Raw genomic sequence first — 16,087 nt, forward strand, 5'->3', positions numbered from 1 at the left:
GTCATGCCTCCGAGAAGGGATTATGGGGCGCTCGCGATGCGGTCGGAAGAAGTCGGCCGGCACGGAGGCGCAGCACGGCGTCGAACCCTTGCACGGGCAGGGCGGCGTGAGTGATGACGACGATGGTGCGACCATTGGCGAGGGCCGGCAGGTCGGCGAGGAAGGCGGCTTCAGCCTCGGCGTCGAGGCCGCTCGTGGGTTCATCCAGAACGAGGATGCGTGCTGGCGAAAGCAGGGTCCGCGCAAGCGCGAGGCGCCTCACCTGACCGGCCGACAGGGTCTGGCCGGCTTCCCCAACCAGCGTCGAAAGCCCGTCCGGCAAACCTGCGACGAAATCGGCGAGGCCTACGTCGGCGAGCACCCTCCAGAGCGCCGTATCGTCCGCGTCCGGCCTTCCGAGCCGCAGATTGTCGGCGATGGTGTCGAGGAAGACCGGAGCATCCTGCGTCATCAGTCCGATGGTCTCGCGGAGATCGGCGAGGCGTAGTGTCGCGATGTCAGTGCCGCCCAGGGTGATCGTGCCCGACTGGGGCTCGGCGAGCCGGACGAGCAGTTGCGCGATGCTCGACTTGCCCGCCCCGCTCGGGCCGGTGATTGCGGTGCAACTGCCCGGCGCCAGCGTGAAGCTCAGATCGTGCAGCACGGGCCGGCGCGGATCGTGCCCGAAGGCGACGGCATTGAAGGCGAGCGTCATGTCGCTCGGAAGAGGCGCGGGAACGGCCGGCTCGGCAATGGCGGGCTCGAGATCGGCGAGGGCCCGCAGTCGCTCGGCGGAGGCAGCGGCAGCCGCGAGGCGGGTGGCGCTTCGTACGAGCGGGGCATAGGCCTCGAAGCTCGCGATCACGGCGAGGAGGAGAGCGGCGAGCACCGGTCCATCGAGCAGTCCGTCTGCCAGTGCCGAGAGCCCTGCCAGCAGCGTGCCGAGCATGGCAAGTCCCGCAAGCGCCCCGAGCAGCGCCGAAGCGATCGCGCCGTGGAGGGAAAGACGCCGGCGCGCACGCGCGAGCGCCTCGGCTGCCCTCGTGGCACGGAGCCGGGCGCGGTCGAGGCCATCAAAGACCACGAGGTCCTGATGCCGGTCGAGCCCGTCGAGGACGGCGTTGCGCAGGAGAGCCGACGCGCGCGCGGCATCCCGTGCGGCGGCACGCGAGGCGCGGATGAGGCCGACCGGCACGAGGATCGCCGTTGCGAAGGCCGCCGCGCCATAGGGCAGAGCGGCGGATGGCAGCAGAGCGACAAGGCCGAGCGTCATCGCAAGGCCGACGAGCAGGGCGTTGGTGATCGGCCCGAGGGCGACGAGGAAGGCGGTATCGAGCGCATCGATGTCGGCGACGAGCCGGCTGACGAGATCGGCCCGGTCGTGCCCCTGCCGGCGCAGCGGGAGGAGGGGGAAGAGGCGCCCGAAAAGCCAGCGGCGGAGATCGGACAGGAGCCGCAGGGTCGCATCGTGGCCGGCGAGCTTTTCGCCATAGCGCGAGAGGATGCGGAGGAAGGAGAGGCCCCGTACGCCGGCCGATGGCGCAAAGAGATTGAAAAGGGCCCCTGCGGTGGTGAGCGCCGCCGCCGTCAGGAACCAGCCGGAGAGCCCGAGCAGCGCGATGCCTGCGGCGATGGTGACGAGGCCGAGGACAAGCGCGCGGGCAAGGCGACCCTTGTGCTGGGCAAGCAGCGGGGCGAAAGACAGGAGAGCGTTCATGCGCTGGCTCTCCAAACGCTCGAGGCGGGCAGGGTGGGGTGCGGGGTGGGCAGGAGCGAGCGGCCGGCGATGCGCAAGGCTAGGTCCATGCGCGCGGCGACCGCGAGGGAGTGGGTGGCCACGATCATGGTGCGGCCGGCTGCGAAAGCCTGGAGCCCATCGAGAACCGCCATTTCGGTTTCGGCATCGAGGTGCGCTGTCGGTTCGTCGAGGAGGATGAGGCCGGGATCGCGCAGATAGAGGCGGGCGAGCGCCACGCGCTGGATTTCGCCGCCCGAAAGGCCAAGCCCGTTCTCGCCGAGCAGCGTGCCGAGACCACGGGGCAGGGCGGCGCTGAAATCGGTGACGCAGGCGCGCTCGGCGGCCAGCCGGATCGCCGTGCCGCAGGCATCGGGGCGACCTATCGCTATGTTTTCGGCGATCGTGCCGGAGATGAGACGCGGGCGCTGGCCGAGAAAGCCGATCCGGCGGCGGAGGACGGCTTCGTCAAAACGGTCGAGCGGCCAGCCGTCGAGTACGATCTCTCCCCCATGCGGGCGCAGCCGGGCGATGGCTTCGAGGAGCGTGCTCTTGCCCGAGCCGCTGGGGCCGAGGATCGCAAGGTGCTGGCCTGGTCTGAGGGCAAGGCTGACATCCTCGAGCAGCGGGCGGCCTTCGGGATCAGAGATCGCGACGCGCTTCAGCGAGAGAAGGGCGGGCGCGAATGGTCGGTTGGGCGTTGCCGGAATAGCCGGTTCGACATCTGCCGCAGGCAGCGGCAGGGCGCCAAGCATAGACTCGATCTCGCGCGCCGCGGCCTTGGCGGTGGCCCGATCGTGGTAATGGGCGGCCAGCAAGCGGAGCGGATTATAGATTTCGGGCGCCATCAGGAGGCAGAAGAGCCCCGCCTGCAGCGTCAGCGGATCTGCTCTCAGCGCGATCAGGTCGAGGAAGGTCAGACCCACATAGAGCGCTACCCCGGCGACCCCAAGTGCGGCAAAGAACTCGAGGACTGCGGAGCTCAGAAACGCAATGCGCATGACCACCATGCTGCGACGCCGAAGAGCTTCGCTCGTCTCATGGATGGCGTCGGTCTCTGCCTGTTGCCGGCCGAGAAGTTTCAGCGTGACGAGGCCGCGCAGGCGATCGGCAAAGCGTCCCCCTAGCCGTAAGAGCGCGCGTGCCTGAGCGCGGCTTGCAGCCTCCGCGCCCCAGCCCGCCAGCATCATGAAGACCGGGATCAGCGGCGCCGTAACGAGAAAGAGCAGCCCGACGATCCAGTCGACCGGCATGATGATTGCGGCGAAGGCGATGGGCAGGACCGCCGCCTGCACCATGGCGGGCATGTAGCGGGCGAAATAGCCATCCAGCGCCTCGACCTGCTCGAGGACCAGCCCCGAGAGTGCGCCGGAAGGGCGGCTTGCCGTCCAGACCGTGCCGCGCGACAGGAGGCCCGCGAAAAGGGTTGTGCGCAGGCGCGCCTTGATCGCTTCGCTTGCGCGTGCACCGCTCACGTCCGACAGGAGACCGAGGGCGGCCCGGAAGACGACGAGCAGGGCGATGCCGGCGATGGGCAGGTGGAGGCTTTCGATTGGTGCGCCATCGGCAATGGCGCGTCCGAGGACCAGCGCCAGCAGCCATGCCTGGGGGATGAGCAGGAGGCCCGAGAGTAGAGGCACGCCGAGGGCCAGGGAGGCGGACATGCCGCCCCCCTTGAAGAGGCGCGCGAGCCAGCGCCCGGACGTGCGATCGTGTGCGGCATCAGATGTCATGGAGCGGCCTCGAAGCTGATCCCTCGCTCCTAGGCTCGTGCCGGCATCTGCACCTTGATCCAGGTCAAGGCGAGGGGTCGAAGGCGGGCCTACCTGACGCGGGACGCCGGCAGCAGCCGGATCGTGACAAGGGGCTCTCTGCCATGATCGATCAGACCATCGTCGATCTGTCGCGCCTGCAATTTGCGGCGACAGCGATGTACCATTTCATCTTCGTGCCGCTGACGCTCGGCCTCTCCTTCATGATGGCGATCATGGAAAGCGTCTATGTGATGACGGGCCGCCCGATCTGGCGGCAGATGACGCTGTTCTGGGGAACGCTGTTCGGCATCAACTTCGCCATGGGCGTCGCCACCGGCATCGTGATGGAGTTCCAGTTCGGCATGAACTGGGCCTATTACAGCCATTATGTCGGCGACGTTTTCGGCGCGCCGCTCGCCATCGAGGGGCTGATGGCGTTCTTCCTCGAAGCGACGTTCGTCGGGCTCTTCTTTTTCGGCTGGGACAGGCTTTCGAAGGTCGGGCACCTGACGGTAACCTGGCTCGTCGCGCTGGGTGCCAATTTCTCCGCGCTGTGGATCCTGATCGCCAATGGCTGGATGCAGAACCCGGTCGGGTCGCGTTTCAATCCCGACACCATGCGCATGGAAATCACCGATTTCATTGCGGTGATCTTCAATCCCGTCGCGCAGGCAAAATTCGTCCATACGGTCAGCGCGGGCTATGTGACGGGCGCAGTGTTCGTTCTGGGCATCAGCGCCCTCTTCCTGCTGCAGGGGCGGCACCGCGAACTCGCACGGCGCTCCATGGTGGTCGCGGCCAGCTTCGGTCTGGCTTCGGCGTTGTCGGTCGTCGTGCTCGGGGACGAGAGCGGCTATGTCGCGACCGAGCACCAGAAGATGAAGATCGCCGCAATGGAGGCGATGTACCATACCGAGCCCGCGCCGGCTGGGCTCACGCTCTTTGCCATCCCCAATGCCGATGGCGAGCCGAGCTTCGAGGTGCGCCTGCCCTGGGTGCTCGGACTGATCACCACGCGGTCGCTCGACATGGAGCTGCCCGGCATCACCGAGCTCGTCGAGCACGCAGCGACACGCATCCAGAACGGCCTCGTCGCCTATCAGGCCCTCGCCGACATCCGCGCCAATCCGGACGACCAGACCGCAAGGACGGTTTTCGAGGAGACCTCGCAGGACCTGGGCTATGCGCTGCTGCTCAAGCGCTATCGCGAGGACGTCGAGAACGCCACCGGCGAGGAGATCGCGCTCGCAGCCTTCGACACGGTTCCCGATGTCTGGCCGCTCTTCTGGAGCTTCCGCATCATGGTGGCGATCGGGCTCTTCTACATCGGCTTTTTCGCGCTCTGGTTCTGGAAAGCCAGCCGGCATCGGCTGGAGGACAACCGCGCCATGCTCTGGACCGCCGTCGCGACCCTGCCGCTGCCCTGGGTCGCGGTGGAAGTCGGCTGGATCGTTGCCGAATACGGCCGGCAACCCTGGGTGGTCGAGGGCGTGCTGCCGACCTTCTATGCGGCGTCCGACCTGCGGTTCTGGGATCTCGTCATCTCGCTCTCGTTCTTCATGATCGTCTACACGGTGCTTCTGGGCATCATGGCCTGGCTGATGGTGCGGGTCGTCCGGGCGGGTCCCTCGGACAAGCCCGTCTTCGCGATCGATGACGAGCCGGCCATCATCCCCGCGCCCGCGCCCCCGCCTGCCGCACCCCGCACTCCAACTCCGGAATTTGCCAAATGACCGCGCTTCCGCTCGACTACGAGATTCTTCGCCTCATCTGGTGGGCCCTGCTGGGCATCCTGCTGATCGGCTTCGCCATCATGGGCGGGATGGATCTGGGGGTGGGCACGCTGCTGCCCGCGGTGGCGCGAAACGACGAGGAGCGGCGCGTGCTGCTCAATCTCGTCGGCCCGACCTGGGAAGGCAATCAGGTGTGGCTGGTGCTGGGAGGCGGGGCGATCTTCGCTGCGTGGCCGCCGCTTTATGCGGTGTCCTTTTCGGGCTTCTACATCGCGATGATCGCGATCCTTCTCGCACTGATCCTGCGGCCGGTGGGCTTCAAGTTCCGCGGCAAGGTCGACGATCCCCGCTGGCGGAGCGCCTGGGACTGGGGCCTGTTCGTCGGCGGATTCGTGCCGGCGCTGGTGTTCGGGGTCGCCGTCGGAAATGTGCTCCTGGGGGCGCCCTTCGGGCTCGACCCCGTGCTGCGGCCATCCTATGCCGGAAACTTCTTCGGCCTTCTCACGCCTTTCGCCATCCTCACCGGGCTCGTCAGCGTCGCGATGCTGGTGATGCAGGGGGCGGTGGTGATCGCATCGCGAACCGAAGGTGCCCTTGCCAAGCGGGCAAGGATCTACGGCCGCTGGGCGGCACTCGCGACCATCGGGCTCTTCGCGCTAGCCGGCCTCGTCGTCGTCTTCTGGCTCGACGGCTACCGCGTGGTCAGCGTCCAGGATGCGCTCGGGCCATCCAATCCGCTGGGCAAGACCGTGATGATCGAGCGCGGAGCATGGGCCGCCAATTACGGGGCCCATCCCTGGATGATGATCGCCCCGGCACTGGGCCTTGCAGGGGCCTGGCTTGCCTATACCTTCCTCGGGCTCAAGGCGGGCGCGCGGGCGATCATCGCCTCGAGCACGGCGATCTTCGGGATCGTGGCGACGGCGGGGCTCTCGCTTTTCCCGTTCCTTCTGCCGTCTTCGCTCGATCCGTCGGCAAGCCTCACGGTCTGGGATGCGAGCTCGAGCCAGCTGACACTCTTCATCATGCTGGGCGCTACGATCGTCTTCCTGCCGATCATCCTGCTCTACACCGCCTGGGTGTTCCGCGTGATGCGGGGACCCGTCACCACGGCCAGCATCGGCCGCAATCCGAACGCCTATTGAGGACAATCAGATGTGGTATTTCGCCTGGATACTCGGTGTCGGCCTTGCCTGCAGCTTCGCCATTCTGAACGCCATGTGGTTCGAGATGCGGGAGGACAGGCAGCGCTAAGCGCGCCTTTGCGCAAACGGGAGAAAAGGGGCCGCCCATGGCCCCTTTTTTCTTTTGTCGTCAGGGGGTTGATCTGGATCAAGGGAGAGCAGGGCAGGGAGTGGTCTAGTGAGGCTGTCCAACACAGAGGAGTTGAAAATGCCTATCGAGGCCGCCATCGTCGTCTTCGCCGTGCTCTGCGCGTTCGGAACGTTCATCAGCGCGCTCAGCATCGCCCACTGGCGCGAAAGCCACGTCCGAAAGGCCGGCTGACGCATCGCCAACCTTAAGAGGAGACCGATCGTGCAGACCGACATCTTCATGCCCGTCCTGACCTATCCCGACCCCACCGCCCTTGCAGCGGTCGGGCAGATGATCGGGCTCGTCTCACCGCTCGCCAGTGCGATCAGCGTCTGCGCATTCGAGATCGACCTGCCGGCCCCGCCGGCACGGATGGTGAGCGGCCTCGTCGACGTCAAAGGCATGTCGGCGGCAGCCGAGGGCCGGAGCCGCGCGGTGGCGGCGGATCTGATCGCGGCAGCAAGGGCAGCCGGCGCGAGCGTGCCGGTAACGACCGGATCGGTCCGGTTGACGCAGGACCAGGTCGGCAATGGGGCGGCGCGCATGGCGCGCAGCCATGATCTCAGCGTCATCGCCATGGACCGGGGCAGCGCCGACAAGGCAGGCCTTGCCGAAACGGTGATCTTCGGCTCGGGCCGACCAGTGCTCCTCGTGCCAGAAGGTCCGGCCGGCTCCGCCGATTTGCGGTCGATCGCCATAGCCTGGGATGGCGGACGGGCTGCGTCCCGGGCGCTCCACGACGCCATGCCGCTGATCGTCCAGGCACGTGAGGTGACCCTGGTTACCGCGATGGAAGATAAGGACATCGGCGAGCGCGCAATCGCCGAGGTGCGCGCCTATCTGGGGCGGCATGGCATCAGCGCCGGGCACCATGATTTTTCGAGTGCCGGCAAGAGCATCGGGCTGGCGCTGCAGCAGGGCGCGATTGCGCAAAATGCGGGGCTACTGGTCATGGGCGCGTTCGGGCACAGCCGGCTGCGCGATTTCGTGCTTGGCGGCGCCACGCGCTCGACCCTCGACGATCTGCGTCTGCCGGTGCTGCTCTCGCACTGACGCCCTCATCGCAGCGCCCGGAGGGCGTTGAGGATGACCGCAACATCGATCGCCTCCTGCAGAAGCGCGCCCTGTACCGGCGGGAGATAACCGAGGGCCGCCACTCCCATCGCCGCGAGCGAGAGGCCCAATCCCACAACGACGCTCTGGAGGGCGATCCTGCGGCTGCGGCGTGCGATCTCCACCGCGCGGGCCAGCGGTTCGAGCGCATCGACCAGCAGCACCACACCTGCGGCCTCCGAGGAAGCCGCGGTGCCGCGTGCACCCATCGCGACCCCGACATCGGCTGCGGCCAGGGCGGGCGCATCGTTGACGCCATCTCCCACCATCATCACCGGCCCCGCTGCGCGCTCTTGGGCAATGATTGCAACCTTCCCCGCAGGGTCGAGCCCGCCTTCGACACGGTCGAGGGCAAGCGACCGGCCGATCGCGGTTGCGATCTCGGGACGATCGCCCGAGGCGAGGACGAGGCGGGCAATCCCGGCGGCGCGAAGCCTCCCGAGCATGGCGCCTGCATCGGGGCGCAGCTGGTCGCGCAGCACGATGAGCCCCGCGAACGTGCCGTCGATCGCCACCGCCACGGTCATCGCGTCGGCAGGCAACCCATCGCCCAGCGTGCGCGGATCTGAATTGCCGCTCCGGCGGGAGACATAGGTATTACCCCCCAGAGCGATCTTGCGGCCGCCAACCCATCCCTCGATACCGGTCCCCGCCTGTTCCTCAGTGTCTCTGGGCGGCGAGAGCGGCAGATCGCGGGCGGTCGCGGCATCGATGAGGGCGTTGGCCACGACATGGGCGGAGGCCTGATCGAGGCTGGCGGCAAGGCGCAGAATCTCGTCTTGCGGCACGTCGCCGGCGGATATGATGTCGGTGACGCGCGCGCGGCCATGGGTCAGCGTGCCCGTCTTGTCGAGAATGCCAATCTTCACCTGCGCAAGCGCTTCGAGCATGCCGCCGCTCTTGATGAGCGCCCCGCTGCGGGCTGCGCGCGAGAGGCCGGAAATGAGGGCGACCGGGACGGCGAGGATCAGCGGGCAGGGGGTCGCAACGACGAGCACCGAGAGTGCGCGCACCGGGTCGCCGCTCCATCCCCAGGCGCCGCCGGCGACGAGAAGCGTGAGGGCGAGAAACCAGATGGCGTAGCGGTCGGCGAGCCGCGCCATTGGCGCATGGCTCTGCTGCGCGGCCTCGACGAGCCGGACGATGCCGGCATAGGTGCTCGCCGCAGCCGGCCTCAGGCAGCGAAGCCGAAAGGCAGGCCCGACCGAAGTGGCGCCGCTGAGCGCTTCGCCACCGGCAAGGATGCGCTCGGGCACGGCTTCTCCGGTCAGCGCGGAGAGATCGAGCAGCGCCTCGCCCTCATCAACCCGGCCGTCGACCGGCAGGGTCTCGCCGTGACGAATGAGGATGACGTCGCCGGGAGCGAGGGTGTCGATGGGGATCTCTTCGAGCCGGTCGCCCGCATAGCGCATCGCGGTGCGCGCAACACGCCCGAGGAGCGCGCTCATCTCGTTCCGTGCCCGGCCCTGGGCGTAAGTCTCGAGGATCTGTCCGCCCGCATACATGAGCGCGACGACATTTCCGGCCAGGGGCTCGCCGAAGGCGAGTGCTGCCGACATCGACAGGGCAGCGACGATATCGAGCCCGACATCGCCGCGCCGAAGCGAGGTGACGATCTCGAAAAAGAGAGCGAGGAGCACGGGCGCGGTACCGCCGGCCCAGGCGAGGGCGGCAAGATCGCCGCGGCCGGTCAGCCAGAGGATGCCGCCCCCGGCAAGGCCGACACTGGCAATGATCCCGAGCAAAGTCTTGCGTTCGAAGACCACCTGGCTCGCGCGGCGCAACATCGAGGCCCCGATTGGCTATACGGAGGCATCCTAGCCGGGCCGTCTCGGTCGTGGAAGCGACTAGCGATCGCTCCGGTCTGCATTTGCGCTTCCGATGGCCACGCCAAGAGCGAGGCCGACGCCGATGCCCAAGCCTACATTGTCCATCGCAACGCCGATCCCGACGCCGAGCGCCAGCCCGATCCCGATCCACTTGCCCATTACTGCCTCCGCTTTGTCATCAGCATCTGCTCTGCTAATGCCCTCCGGGAACGGTGGTTGCGGGCGCCCGGGCGGGCTAGTGTGCGCACGGTCCAGCGGCATTGAACGGGGGGACGACATGGACGAGGCGCTGAAATTCGGCACGAGCGGGCTAAGGGGCCTTGCCGAGGCGCTCGATGGCCCGGCGGCCGTGCGCTATACGCGCGCCTTCATCGCCCATCTGCGTGCGACCGGCCGGATGGGAGACGCCGATGCGGTTCTCGTCGGGCGCGACCTGCGCGAAAGCAGCCCCTCGATCAAGACGAGGGTTTTTGCCGGCGTTGCCGAGGAGGGACTGCGCCCGCTCGACTGTGGCGCGCTGCCGACGCCAGCGCTCGCCCATTTCGCCATGGAGACGAGACGACCGGCAATCATGGTGACGGGCAGTCACGTGCCGGCCGACCGCAACGGGCTCAAATTCTACTGGCCCGGCGGTGAAATCGACAAGGACGACGAGGCCGGAATTCTCGCGGCGCTGGAGTCGGTTGGCGGCGAAATCGGAGAGACCGATTCAGCCGAGTCGACGCCGGAGGCGGGCACCCGCTTCATTGCGCGCTGCATGGCGATCCTGCCACGCGGCGCGCTGGCGGGGCTCAGGATCGGCGTCTTCCAGCACAGTTCGGTCGCGCGGGACGGGCTCGTCAACATCCTTACCGATTATGGCGCAGAGGTGCAGCAGCTGGGGCGCGCGACGAGTTTTCGCGCGCTCGATACCGAGGCCATCGACGCCGAGGACGAGACGCTCGCCCGGGCCTGGGTTTCCGGCATGGGGCTTGACGCGCTGGTTTCGACCGATGGGGATGCCGACCGGCCGATGATGGTCGACGAGACCGGTGCGATGCTGCGCGGCGACGTCATCGGCGTTCTCGTTGCCCGTGCCTTGCGGGCTGACCATGTCGTCACCCCAGTAACGTCCAATTCGGCCATCGAGGCAACGCGGTTCTTTCCCCGTGTCATCCGCACGCGGGTGGGTTCGCCCTATGTGATCGCGGGGATGGAGGAGGCGGCGCGCGCGGGTGGCCGGATCATCGTCGGGTTCGAGGCCAATGGCGGCGTGCTGCTGGGCAGCGACGTGCGTCCGGCAGGGAGCCTCGTCAAGGCGTTGCCGACGCGGGACGCCATGCTGCCGATCCTCGTGCTGCTGGGGGAGATCGCCTCCCGGCGCCAGACGCTCTCGGCGCTCGTCGCGGAGATGCCTTCGCGCCAGGCCCGCAGCGACCGGCTCGAGGACGTGCCGGCAGAGCGGAGCGCGGCGCTGCTTTCGGAGCTCGCCGGCCCCGAAGCCGCCGCCCGCTTCTTCACGGAGGTCGGCCGGATTGCCTCGGTATCCGACATCGACGGCATGCGGTTCGGTTTCGAGGGTGGCGAGATCATCCATTTTCGCGCCTCGGGCAATGCGCCCGAACTGCGCTGCTACACCGAAGCCGAAAACGGCGCCCGCGCCGGCGCGCTGCTCTATTGGGCGCTGGCAGCAGCGCGCCGGGCCGTCCGCGGCTAGCGCCAGACGACCGCCGCGGCGGCCGCAGTCATGATTGCAGCGGCGGTCTTGTTGAGCCGGCCGAGCGCCACCGGGCTGCGGAAGACGTCCCGCGCGGCCGCGGCAAGGAAGGCGTAACCGCATCCGATTGCGAGCAGCACGACGATGACGATGGCGGTCAGTTCGGCAAAGGCGAGGGCCGTCATCTGGTCGAGCGGGACCACGGTGGGCAGAAGCGCAAGATAGAAGACTATGGTTTTCGGATTGCCGAGCGTCAGCGCCACCCCGGCAAGGAGCGTGCGGCTCCAGTGCTCGCCGGCGCGGGCGCGGACGGTTTCGGCGTCGGGCCGCGCCGTCCAGAATTTGTAGGCGATGTAGAGCAGGTAGAGCGCCCCGGCCCATCGGACGACGATGAAGACGGCGCTGAAATGCATGGCGAGCGCAGCAAGCCCGAACACGGCGACGACGAGGTAGAGGAGATCCCCGATCAGGATGCCCAAAACCATCGGAAAGGCACTCGCGAACCCGCCGCCGAGCGCGCGTGCTACGACCGCGGCCACGCCCGGCCCAGGCACGAGGACGGCGATCGCATAGGCGATGGTGAAGGTGAAAAGGGTAACCAGGTCCATTGTCGGCATCCGCAGCGTGGGCGGCGCAATCTAGCCGAGCTCCGCCCCGTCGCCAATGGGCTCAGGGGAGCCGCGCTAGCCGTTGGAGGAGAAGCGCATAGAAGCCCTGGGCATTCCCGCTGCGCAGGAAATTCACGTTCTTTGGCCGGTCCGTCACGCCCCAATAATCGGCGACTGTGGCGCCGATCGTCAGTGGGCTCGCCGTTTCGATCTCGACATTGATCAGCCGACCTTCGAAGAGTTCGGGTGCGAGCAGATAGGCGATCACGCACGGGTCGTGCAGGGGTGCGCCCTCCCAGCCATATTTTCTGAGATCGAAGCGCTCGGAGAAACCCAGCATCTCAGCGATGGCAGACCCGGCGCGGTTGCCGAGGGCCTCGAAGCGGGAGAGGCGGTCGGGGGTGGTCAGCATGCCGTGTGTCACGTCGAGCGGGACCATCGTGACCGGCACGCCGGAGCCAAGCACGACAGCGGCGGCCTCCGGGTCCACATAGATGTTGAATTCGGCCGACGGGGTGATGTTGCCGCCTTCGAAATAGCCCCCGCCCATGAGGACGATGGCCTCAATGCGCTCGGCGATCTGCGGGGCCTTGACCAGCGCCATGGCGATATTGGTCAGCGGGCCGAGGGCGCAGAGGGTGACGGTCCCGGCGGGATGGGCGAGCAGCGCCTCGATGATGAAGTCGACCCCATGCTCGGCCTCGAGCCGGATCTTGGGCTCGGGCAGGACGGGGCCATCGAGACCGGTCTCGCCATGGACGTGCTCGGCCGTCACCAGCATGCGGTGCATCGGGCGTTCGCACCCGGCATAGACGGCGACGTCGCGCCGCCCGGAAAGTTCGACGACCTTGAGCGCGTTGCGCGCATTCTGCGCGAGCCGGACGTTGCCGGCGACCGCCACGATGCCGAGCACCTCGAGTTCGTCAGGCGACGCGAGCGCGAGGAGGATCGCCACGGCGTCGTCCTGCCCCGGGTCTGTGTCGATAATGATCTTCTTTCTCATGTGCCTGGCCCGGGGTCCGCAGAAATTGATTCCGCTCGATGATAGAGGGGCGGGCGAGGCAAGTCGACGCGGCCGGGAACCCCGGCCCGCGGGGCGGGTTTACGTGGCGGAGGGTCCGCCAGTGGCTATTAGAACATCGTCCGGGCGTGACAGAGCCCTGCCCAGGGAAATGAGCGAAACGCATTTCGAGCGCGTGCTGGGCAACGCGTCGCGGATCGCGCTCGTGCTCATCGGCGCGGTCGTGCTGCTCGCGACGCTCCAGATGGGGCAGATGTTCCTCGCACCCATCGCGCTCAGCATCGTCATCGGACTGATGTTCGGCCCTGTCGCCGACATGATCGAACGGCACGGGGTGCCTGCGGGTGTCTCGGCCGCGGTCCTCGTCCTCCTGTTCCTCGTCATGATCGCGACCTTTGTGATGGCGTTTGCCATGCCCCTTTCGGGGTGGATAGACAGCCTGCCGGTGATCTGGGAAAAGCTCCGCAGCGAGCTCATGAACTTGCGCGCTCCGCTCGAGGCGCTGTCCGGTATCGAGGAGCAGGTCAAGTCGATCTTCGGCAACAGCCAGGGGATGACTGTGTCGGTCGAGGACTCGAGCCCGATGCGCGATCTCGCCATGCTCGCTCCTACCTATCTGGCGCAGATCGGCATATTCCTCGTAAGCCTCTATTTCTTTCTTGCGACGCGCAATGCGATCCGGCTCTCGGTGCTTTCGCTCTGCTTTTCGCGGCGGCTGCGCTGGCGGGTGGCGCATGTGTTCCGCGATGTCGAGCAGCAGGTCAGCCGGTTCCTGATCACGGTCTCGCTGATCAATCTCGGGTTCGGCATCATCGTAACGATCGCGATGTACGCGGTCGGGATGCCCTCGCCGATCCTCTGGGGCGTGCTGGGCGCGATCCTGAACTTCATCCCCTATGTGGGACAGGTCATCATGCTGACCATCCTGTTTGCCGTCAGCATCGGCACTCAGGATGGCTGGTTCGCGATCCTGCTGCCGATCGTCGTCTACAGCTTGATCAACTTCACCGAGAGCCAATTCGTGACCCCCCATTTCATGGGGCGCGCGCTGACCCTCAATCCGTTCATCATCTTTCTCTCGCTCACATTCTGGATCTGGGCATGGGGGCCGGTGGGGGGACTCGTCGCCGTACCGTCGCTGCTCATCATGCAGGCGATCATCACCCATATCATCCCCGTCCGCCGTGAGATCAGCGCGGTGCACCAGCGCGTCAACGCAAAGACCGCGCAGGATGTCGTGGCCGCCGAATCCACCTCGCCCTGCGATACCGATCCGATCGTGCCGCCTGCAGAGTTCGATCGCGGCGCCACCAGAGAACCTGGGCCACGGGGCGCTGCGCCGGCGCGCTGAGGCTGCGTGCAGCTCATACCCCATGCGCAGTGTGGCAGCTTGACGCAGCAGGGCAGCGGCGCAACATGGGCCCATTCACGGCACTGGGCCGGGTCGAGGCACGGACATGGCAGGCGAAGCTGCGGCCCACGGGGTCGATCTCATCCAGGTGGTAGCGCTCCTGGGCGCCGGCGTCCTCGCGGTGCCGCTCTTCAGGCGGCTGGGGCTCGGCTCCGTCCTCGGATATCTCGCGGGCGGGCTCGTCGTCGGCCCCTATGGTCTCGGCCTCGTCAGTGAGCCCGAAACGATTTTGCATGCGGCCGAGCTCGGCGTCGTCATGTTCCTCTTCATCATCGGTCTCGAGATGGAGCCGGCCAAGCTCTGGAGCCTGCGCAAGCAGATCTTCGGGCTTGGCATCATCCAGGTGGCGGCCTGCGGAGCGCTGCTGACGGCGATGGGCGTGCTGCTCGGCTTTGCTCCCGTCGTCGCCTTCGTCTTCGGCCTCGGCTTCGTGCTGACCTCCACGGCCATCGTCATGCAGGTGCTTGGCGAGCGTGGGGAGCTCGCGCTCCCATCGGGGCAGAAGATGATCTCGATCCTCCTGCTCGAGGATCTCGCAATCGTGCCGCTGCTCGCCATCGTCGCGATCCTCGCGCCGCGCGGGGTGGAGGAAACGCTGGGCGAGCGGCTCTTCGGCATCGGGCTTGCGCTGGGTGCGATCATCCTCCTCATCTTCATCGGTCGGCGCATCCTCAACCCGTTTTTCAGCCTGTTGGCCAAATCCAAGGCGCGCGAAGTGATGACGGCCGCAGCGCTGCTTGTGGTCCTTGGCGCTGCGCTCCTCATGCAGGTCAGCGGCCTCTCCATGGCGATGGGCGCATTCCTTGCCGGGGTGCTGCTCTCGACCTCGACGTTCCGCCATCAGCTCGAGGCCGATGTCGAGCCGTTCCGCGGCATCCTGCTCGGGCTCTTCTTCCTTGCGGTCGGCATGTCGCTCGACCTCGCCACGGTCGCCTCGAACTGGCAGATCATCGCTGCAAGCGTCATGGCCTACATGATCGCGAAGGCGGGGATGATCTACGTGATCGCGCGGCTCCTCCGTTCGAGCCATGTCGAAGCGCTGGAGCGGGCGGTGCTGATGGCGCAGGGGGGAGAGTTCGCCTTCGTTCTCTTCACCCAGGCCGCAACGGTCGGGATCATCGATGCGCAGACCAATGCGGTCTTCACCGCGACCGTGATCATCTCGATGGTGCTGACGCCGCTCGCGATCATGGCTCTCGATCGGCTGATGCCGCGCCGCGCCCCTTCGATGGACGGGGTGGAGGCGCCGCATGATCTGAGCGGGCGCATCCTGATCATCGGGTTCGGCCGGTTCGGACAGATCGCGAGCCAGCCGCTGCTCGCCATGCGCCACCGTATCTCGATCATCGACAACGACACCGACATGATCCGCGCGGCAAGCCAGTTCGGCTTCAAGGTCTATTACGGCGACGGAACGCGCCTTGACGTGCTGCATGCCGCCGGCGCGGACTCGATCGATGCGGTGCTGATCTGCGTCAACGACAAGGAGGCCGGCACGCGGATCGCCGAGCTCTTCCGGGACGAGTTCCCGCTGGTCAAGGTCGTGGCGAGGGCATTCGACCGCGGGCATGCCATTGCTCTCGTGAAGGCAGATGTCGACTATCACATACGCGAAGTGTTCGAGTCGGCGCTGACCCTCGGGGCTGCGACCATCCGGATGCTCGGGGCGACCGATGAGGAGGCCGACGATGTGATCGCAGCCGTGCGCGATCGCGACACCCAGCGCTTCGAGGCGCAGGTGTTCGGCGGAATCACCGCCGGCGCGGGCCTCTTGCTGTCGAACGCAGTCGAGCAGGCCCGCGAGCAGGGCGTCCAGGCGCCCGATGCGCCGGCCGAGGAATCCCGTGCGGCTGCGGACGCCTGAACAATTGCCCCGGCCATTGCGCTGGGGCAC

At 67.1% G+C, this 16,087-nt stretch carries 13 protein-coding genes; 7 read left to right on the forward strand and 6 right to left on the reverse strand.

What is annotated here, in order from left to right:
- Window position 1 precedes the first annotated feature (1 nt).
- Complete coding sequence (gene cydC, locus EMQ25_RS03645) at window positions 2-1,696, reverse strand: thiol reductant ABC exporter subunit CydC (RefSeq protein WP_127187177.1); 1,695 nt, start codon at window positions 1,694-1,696, stop codon at window positions 2-4.
- A complete protein-coding gene (cydD, locus tag EMQ25_RS03650; protein WP_127187178.1) occupies window positions 1,693-3,378 on the reverse strand; it encodes a thiol reductant ABC exporter subunit CydD in 1,686 nt (561 codons plus the stop codon). Before cydD ends, cydC begins: the two co-directional genes overlap by 4 nt.
- A gap of 212 nt (window positions 3,379-3,590) precedes the next feature.
- Between cydD and EMQ25_RS03655 the strand changes: the two genes are divergently transcribed.
- From EMQ25_RS03655 to EMQ25_RS03670, 4 genes are all read left to right on the forward strand, one after another.
- Window positions 3,591-5,201: a cytochrome ubiquinol oxidase subunit I gene (locus EMQ25_RS03655; protein ID WP_127187179.1), complete on the forward strand. Its 1,611-nt coding sequence runs from the start codon at window positions 3,591-3,593 to the stop codon at window positions 5,199-5,201.
- On the forward strand, window positions 5,198-6,346 hold the full coding sequence (gene cydB / locus EMQ25_RS03660) for a cytochrome d ubiquinol oxidase subunit II (protein WP_127187180.1): 1,149 nt from the start codon (window positions 5,198-5,200) through the stop codon (window positions 6,344-6,346). Before EMQ25_RS03655 ends, cydB begins: the two co-directional genes overlap by 4 nt.
- Window positions 6,347-6,356: 10 nt before the next feature.
- On the forward strand, window positions 6,357-6,455 hold the full coding sequence (cydX, locus tag EMQ25_RS03665) for a cytochrome bd-I oxidase subunit CydX (protein WP_127187181.1): 99 nt from the start codon (window positions 6,357-6,359) through the stop codon (window positions 6,453-6,455).
- A 282-nt stretch (window positions 6,456-6,737) separates the two neighbouring features.
- Window positions 6,738-7,568, forward strand: coding sequence for a universal stress protein (locus EMQ25_RS03670; protein ID WP_127187182.1), 831 nt, complete (start codon window positions 6,738-6,740; stop codon window positions 7,566-7,568).
- 5 nt (window positions 7,569-7,573) lie between these two features.
- On the opposite strand, the gene EMQ25_RS03675 is transcribed toward EMQ25_RS03670, so the two are convergent.
- Window positions 7,574-9,415, reverse strand: coding sequence for a heavy metal translocating P-type ATPase (locus tag EMQ25_RS03675; protein ID WP_127187183.1), 1,842 nt, complete (start codon window positions 9,413-9,415; stop codon window positions 7,574-7,576).
- A gap of 60 nt (window positions 9,416-9,475) precedes the next feature.
- Window positions 9,476-9,616 (reverse strand): glycine zipper domain-containing protein, encoded by a 141-nt coding sequence (locus EMQ25_RS18165; protein WP_192895620.1) that lies wholly within the window; start codon window positions 9,614-9,616, stop codon window positions 9,476-9,478.
- 130 nt (window positions 9,617-9,746) lie between these two features.
- Between EMQ25_RS18165 and EMQ25_RS03680 the strand changes: the two genes are divergently transcribed.
- Entirely contained in the window at window positions 9,747-11,153 is a 1,407-nt protein-coding gene (locus EMQ25_RS03680) for a phosphohexomutase domain-containing protein (protein WP_127187337.1), read from the forward strand.
- Here EMQ25_RS03680 and EMQ25_RS03685 read toward each other — a convergent pair.
- The gene (locus tag EMQ25_RS03685) at window positions 11,150-11,761 is read right to left on the reverse strand and encodes a LysE family translocator (RefSeq protein ID WP_127187184.1); all 612 of its coding nucleotides are present in this window, start codon (window positions 11,759-11,761) and stop codon (window positions 11,150-11,152) included. The genes EMQ25_RS03680 and EMQ25_RS03685 overlap by 4 nt on opposite strands.
- Before the next feature lie 61 nt (window positions 11,762-11,822).
- Window positions 11,823-12,764 (reverse strand): nucleoside hydrolase, encoded by a 942-nt coding sequence (locus tag EMQ25_RS03690; RefSeq protein WP_127187185.1) that lies wholly within the window; start codon window positions 12,762-12,764, stop codon window positions 11,823-11,825.
- Between the two features lie 169 nt (window positions 12,765-12,933).
- On the opposite strand from EMQ25_RS03690, the gene EMQ25_RS03695 reads away from it, so the two are divergent.
- Window positions 12,934-14,133, forward strand: a complete 1,200-nt coding sequence (locus EMQ25_RS03695) for an AI-2E family transporter (protein ID WP_158625945.1) — start codon at window positions 12,934-12,936, stop codon at window positions 14,131-14,133.
- Between the two features lie 106 nt (window positions 14,134-14,239).
- Window positions 14,240-16,057, forward strand: a complete 1,818-nt coding sequence (locus EMQ25_RS03700) for a monovalent cation:proton antiporter-2 (CPA2) family protein (RefSeq protein ID WP_127187187.1) — start codon at window positions 14,240-14,242, stop codon at window positions 16,055-16,057.
- Window positions 16,058-16,087 lie beyond the last annotated feature (30 nt).

Source organism: Arsenicitalea aurantiaca, from assembly GCF_003994485.1.
Lineage (GTDB): Bacteria > Pseudomonadota > Alphaproteobacteria > Rhizobiales > Devosiaceae > Arsenicitalea > Arsenicitalea aurantiaca.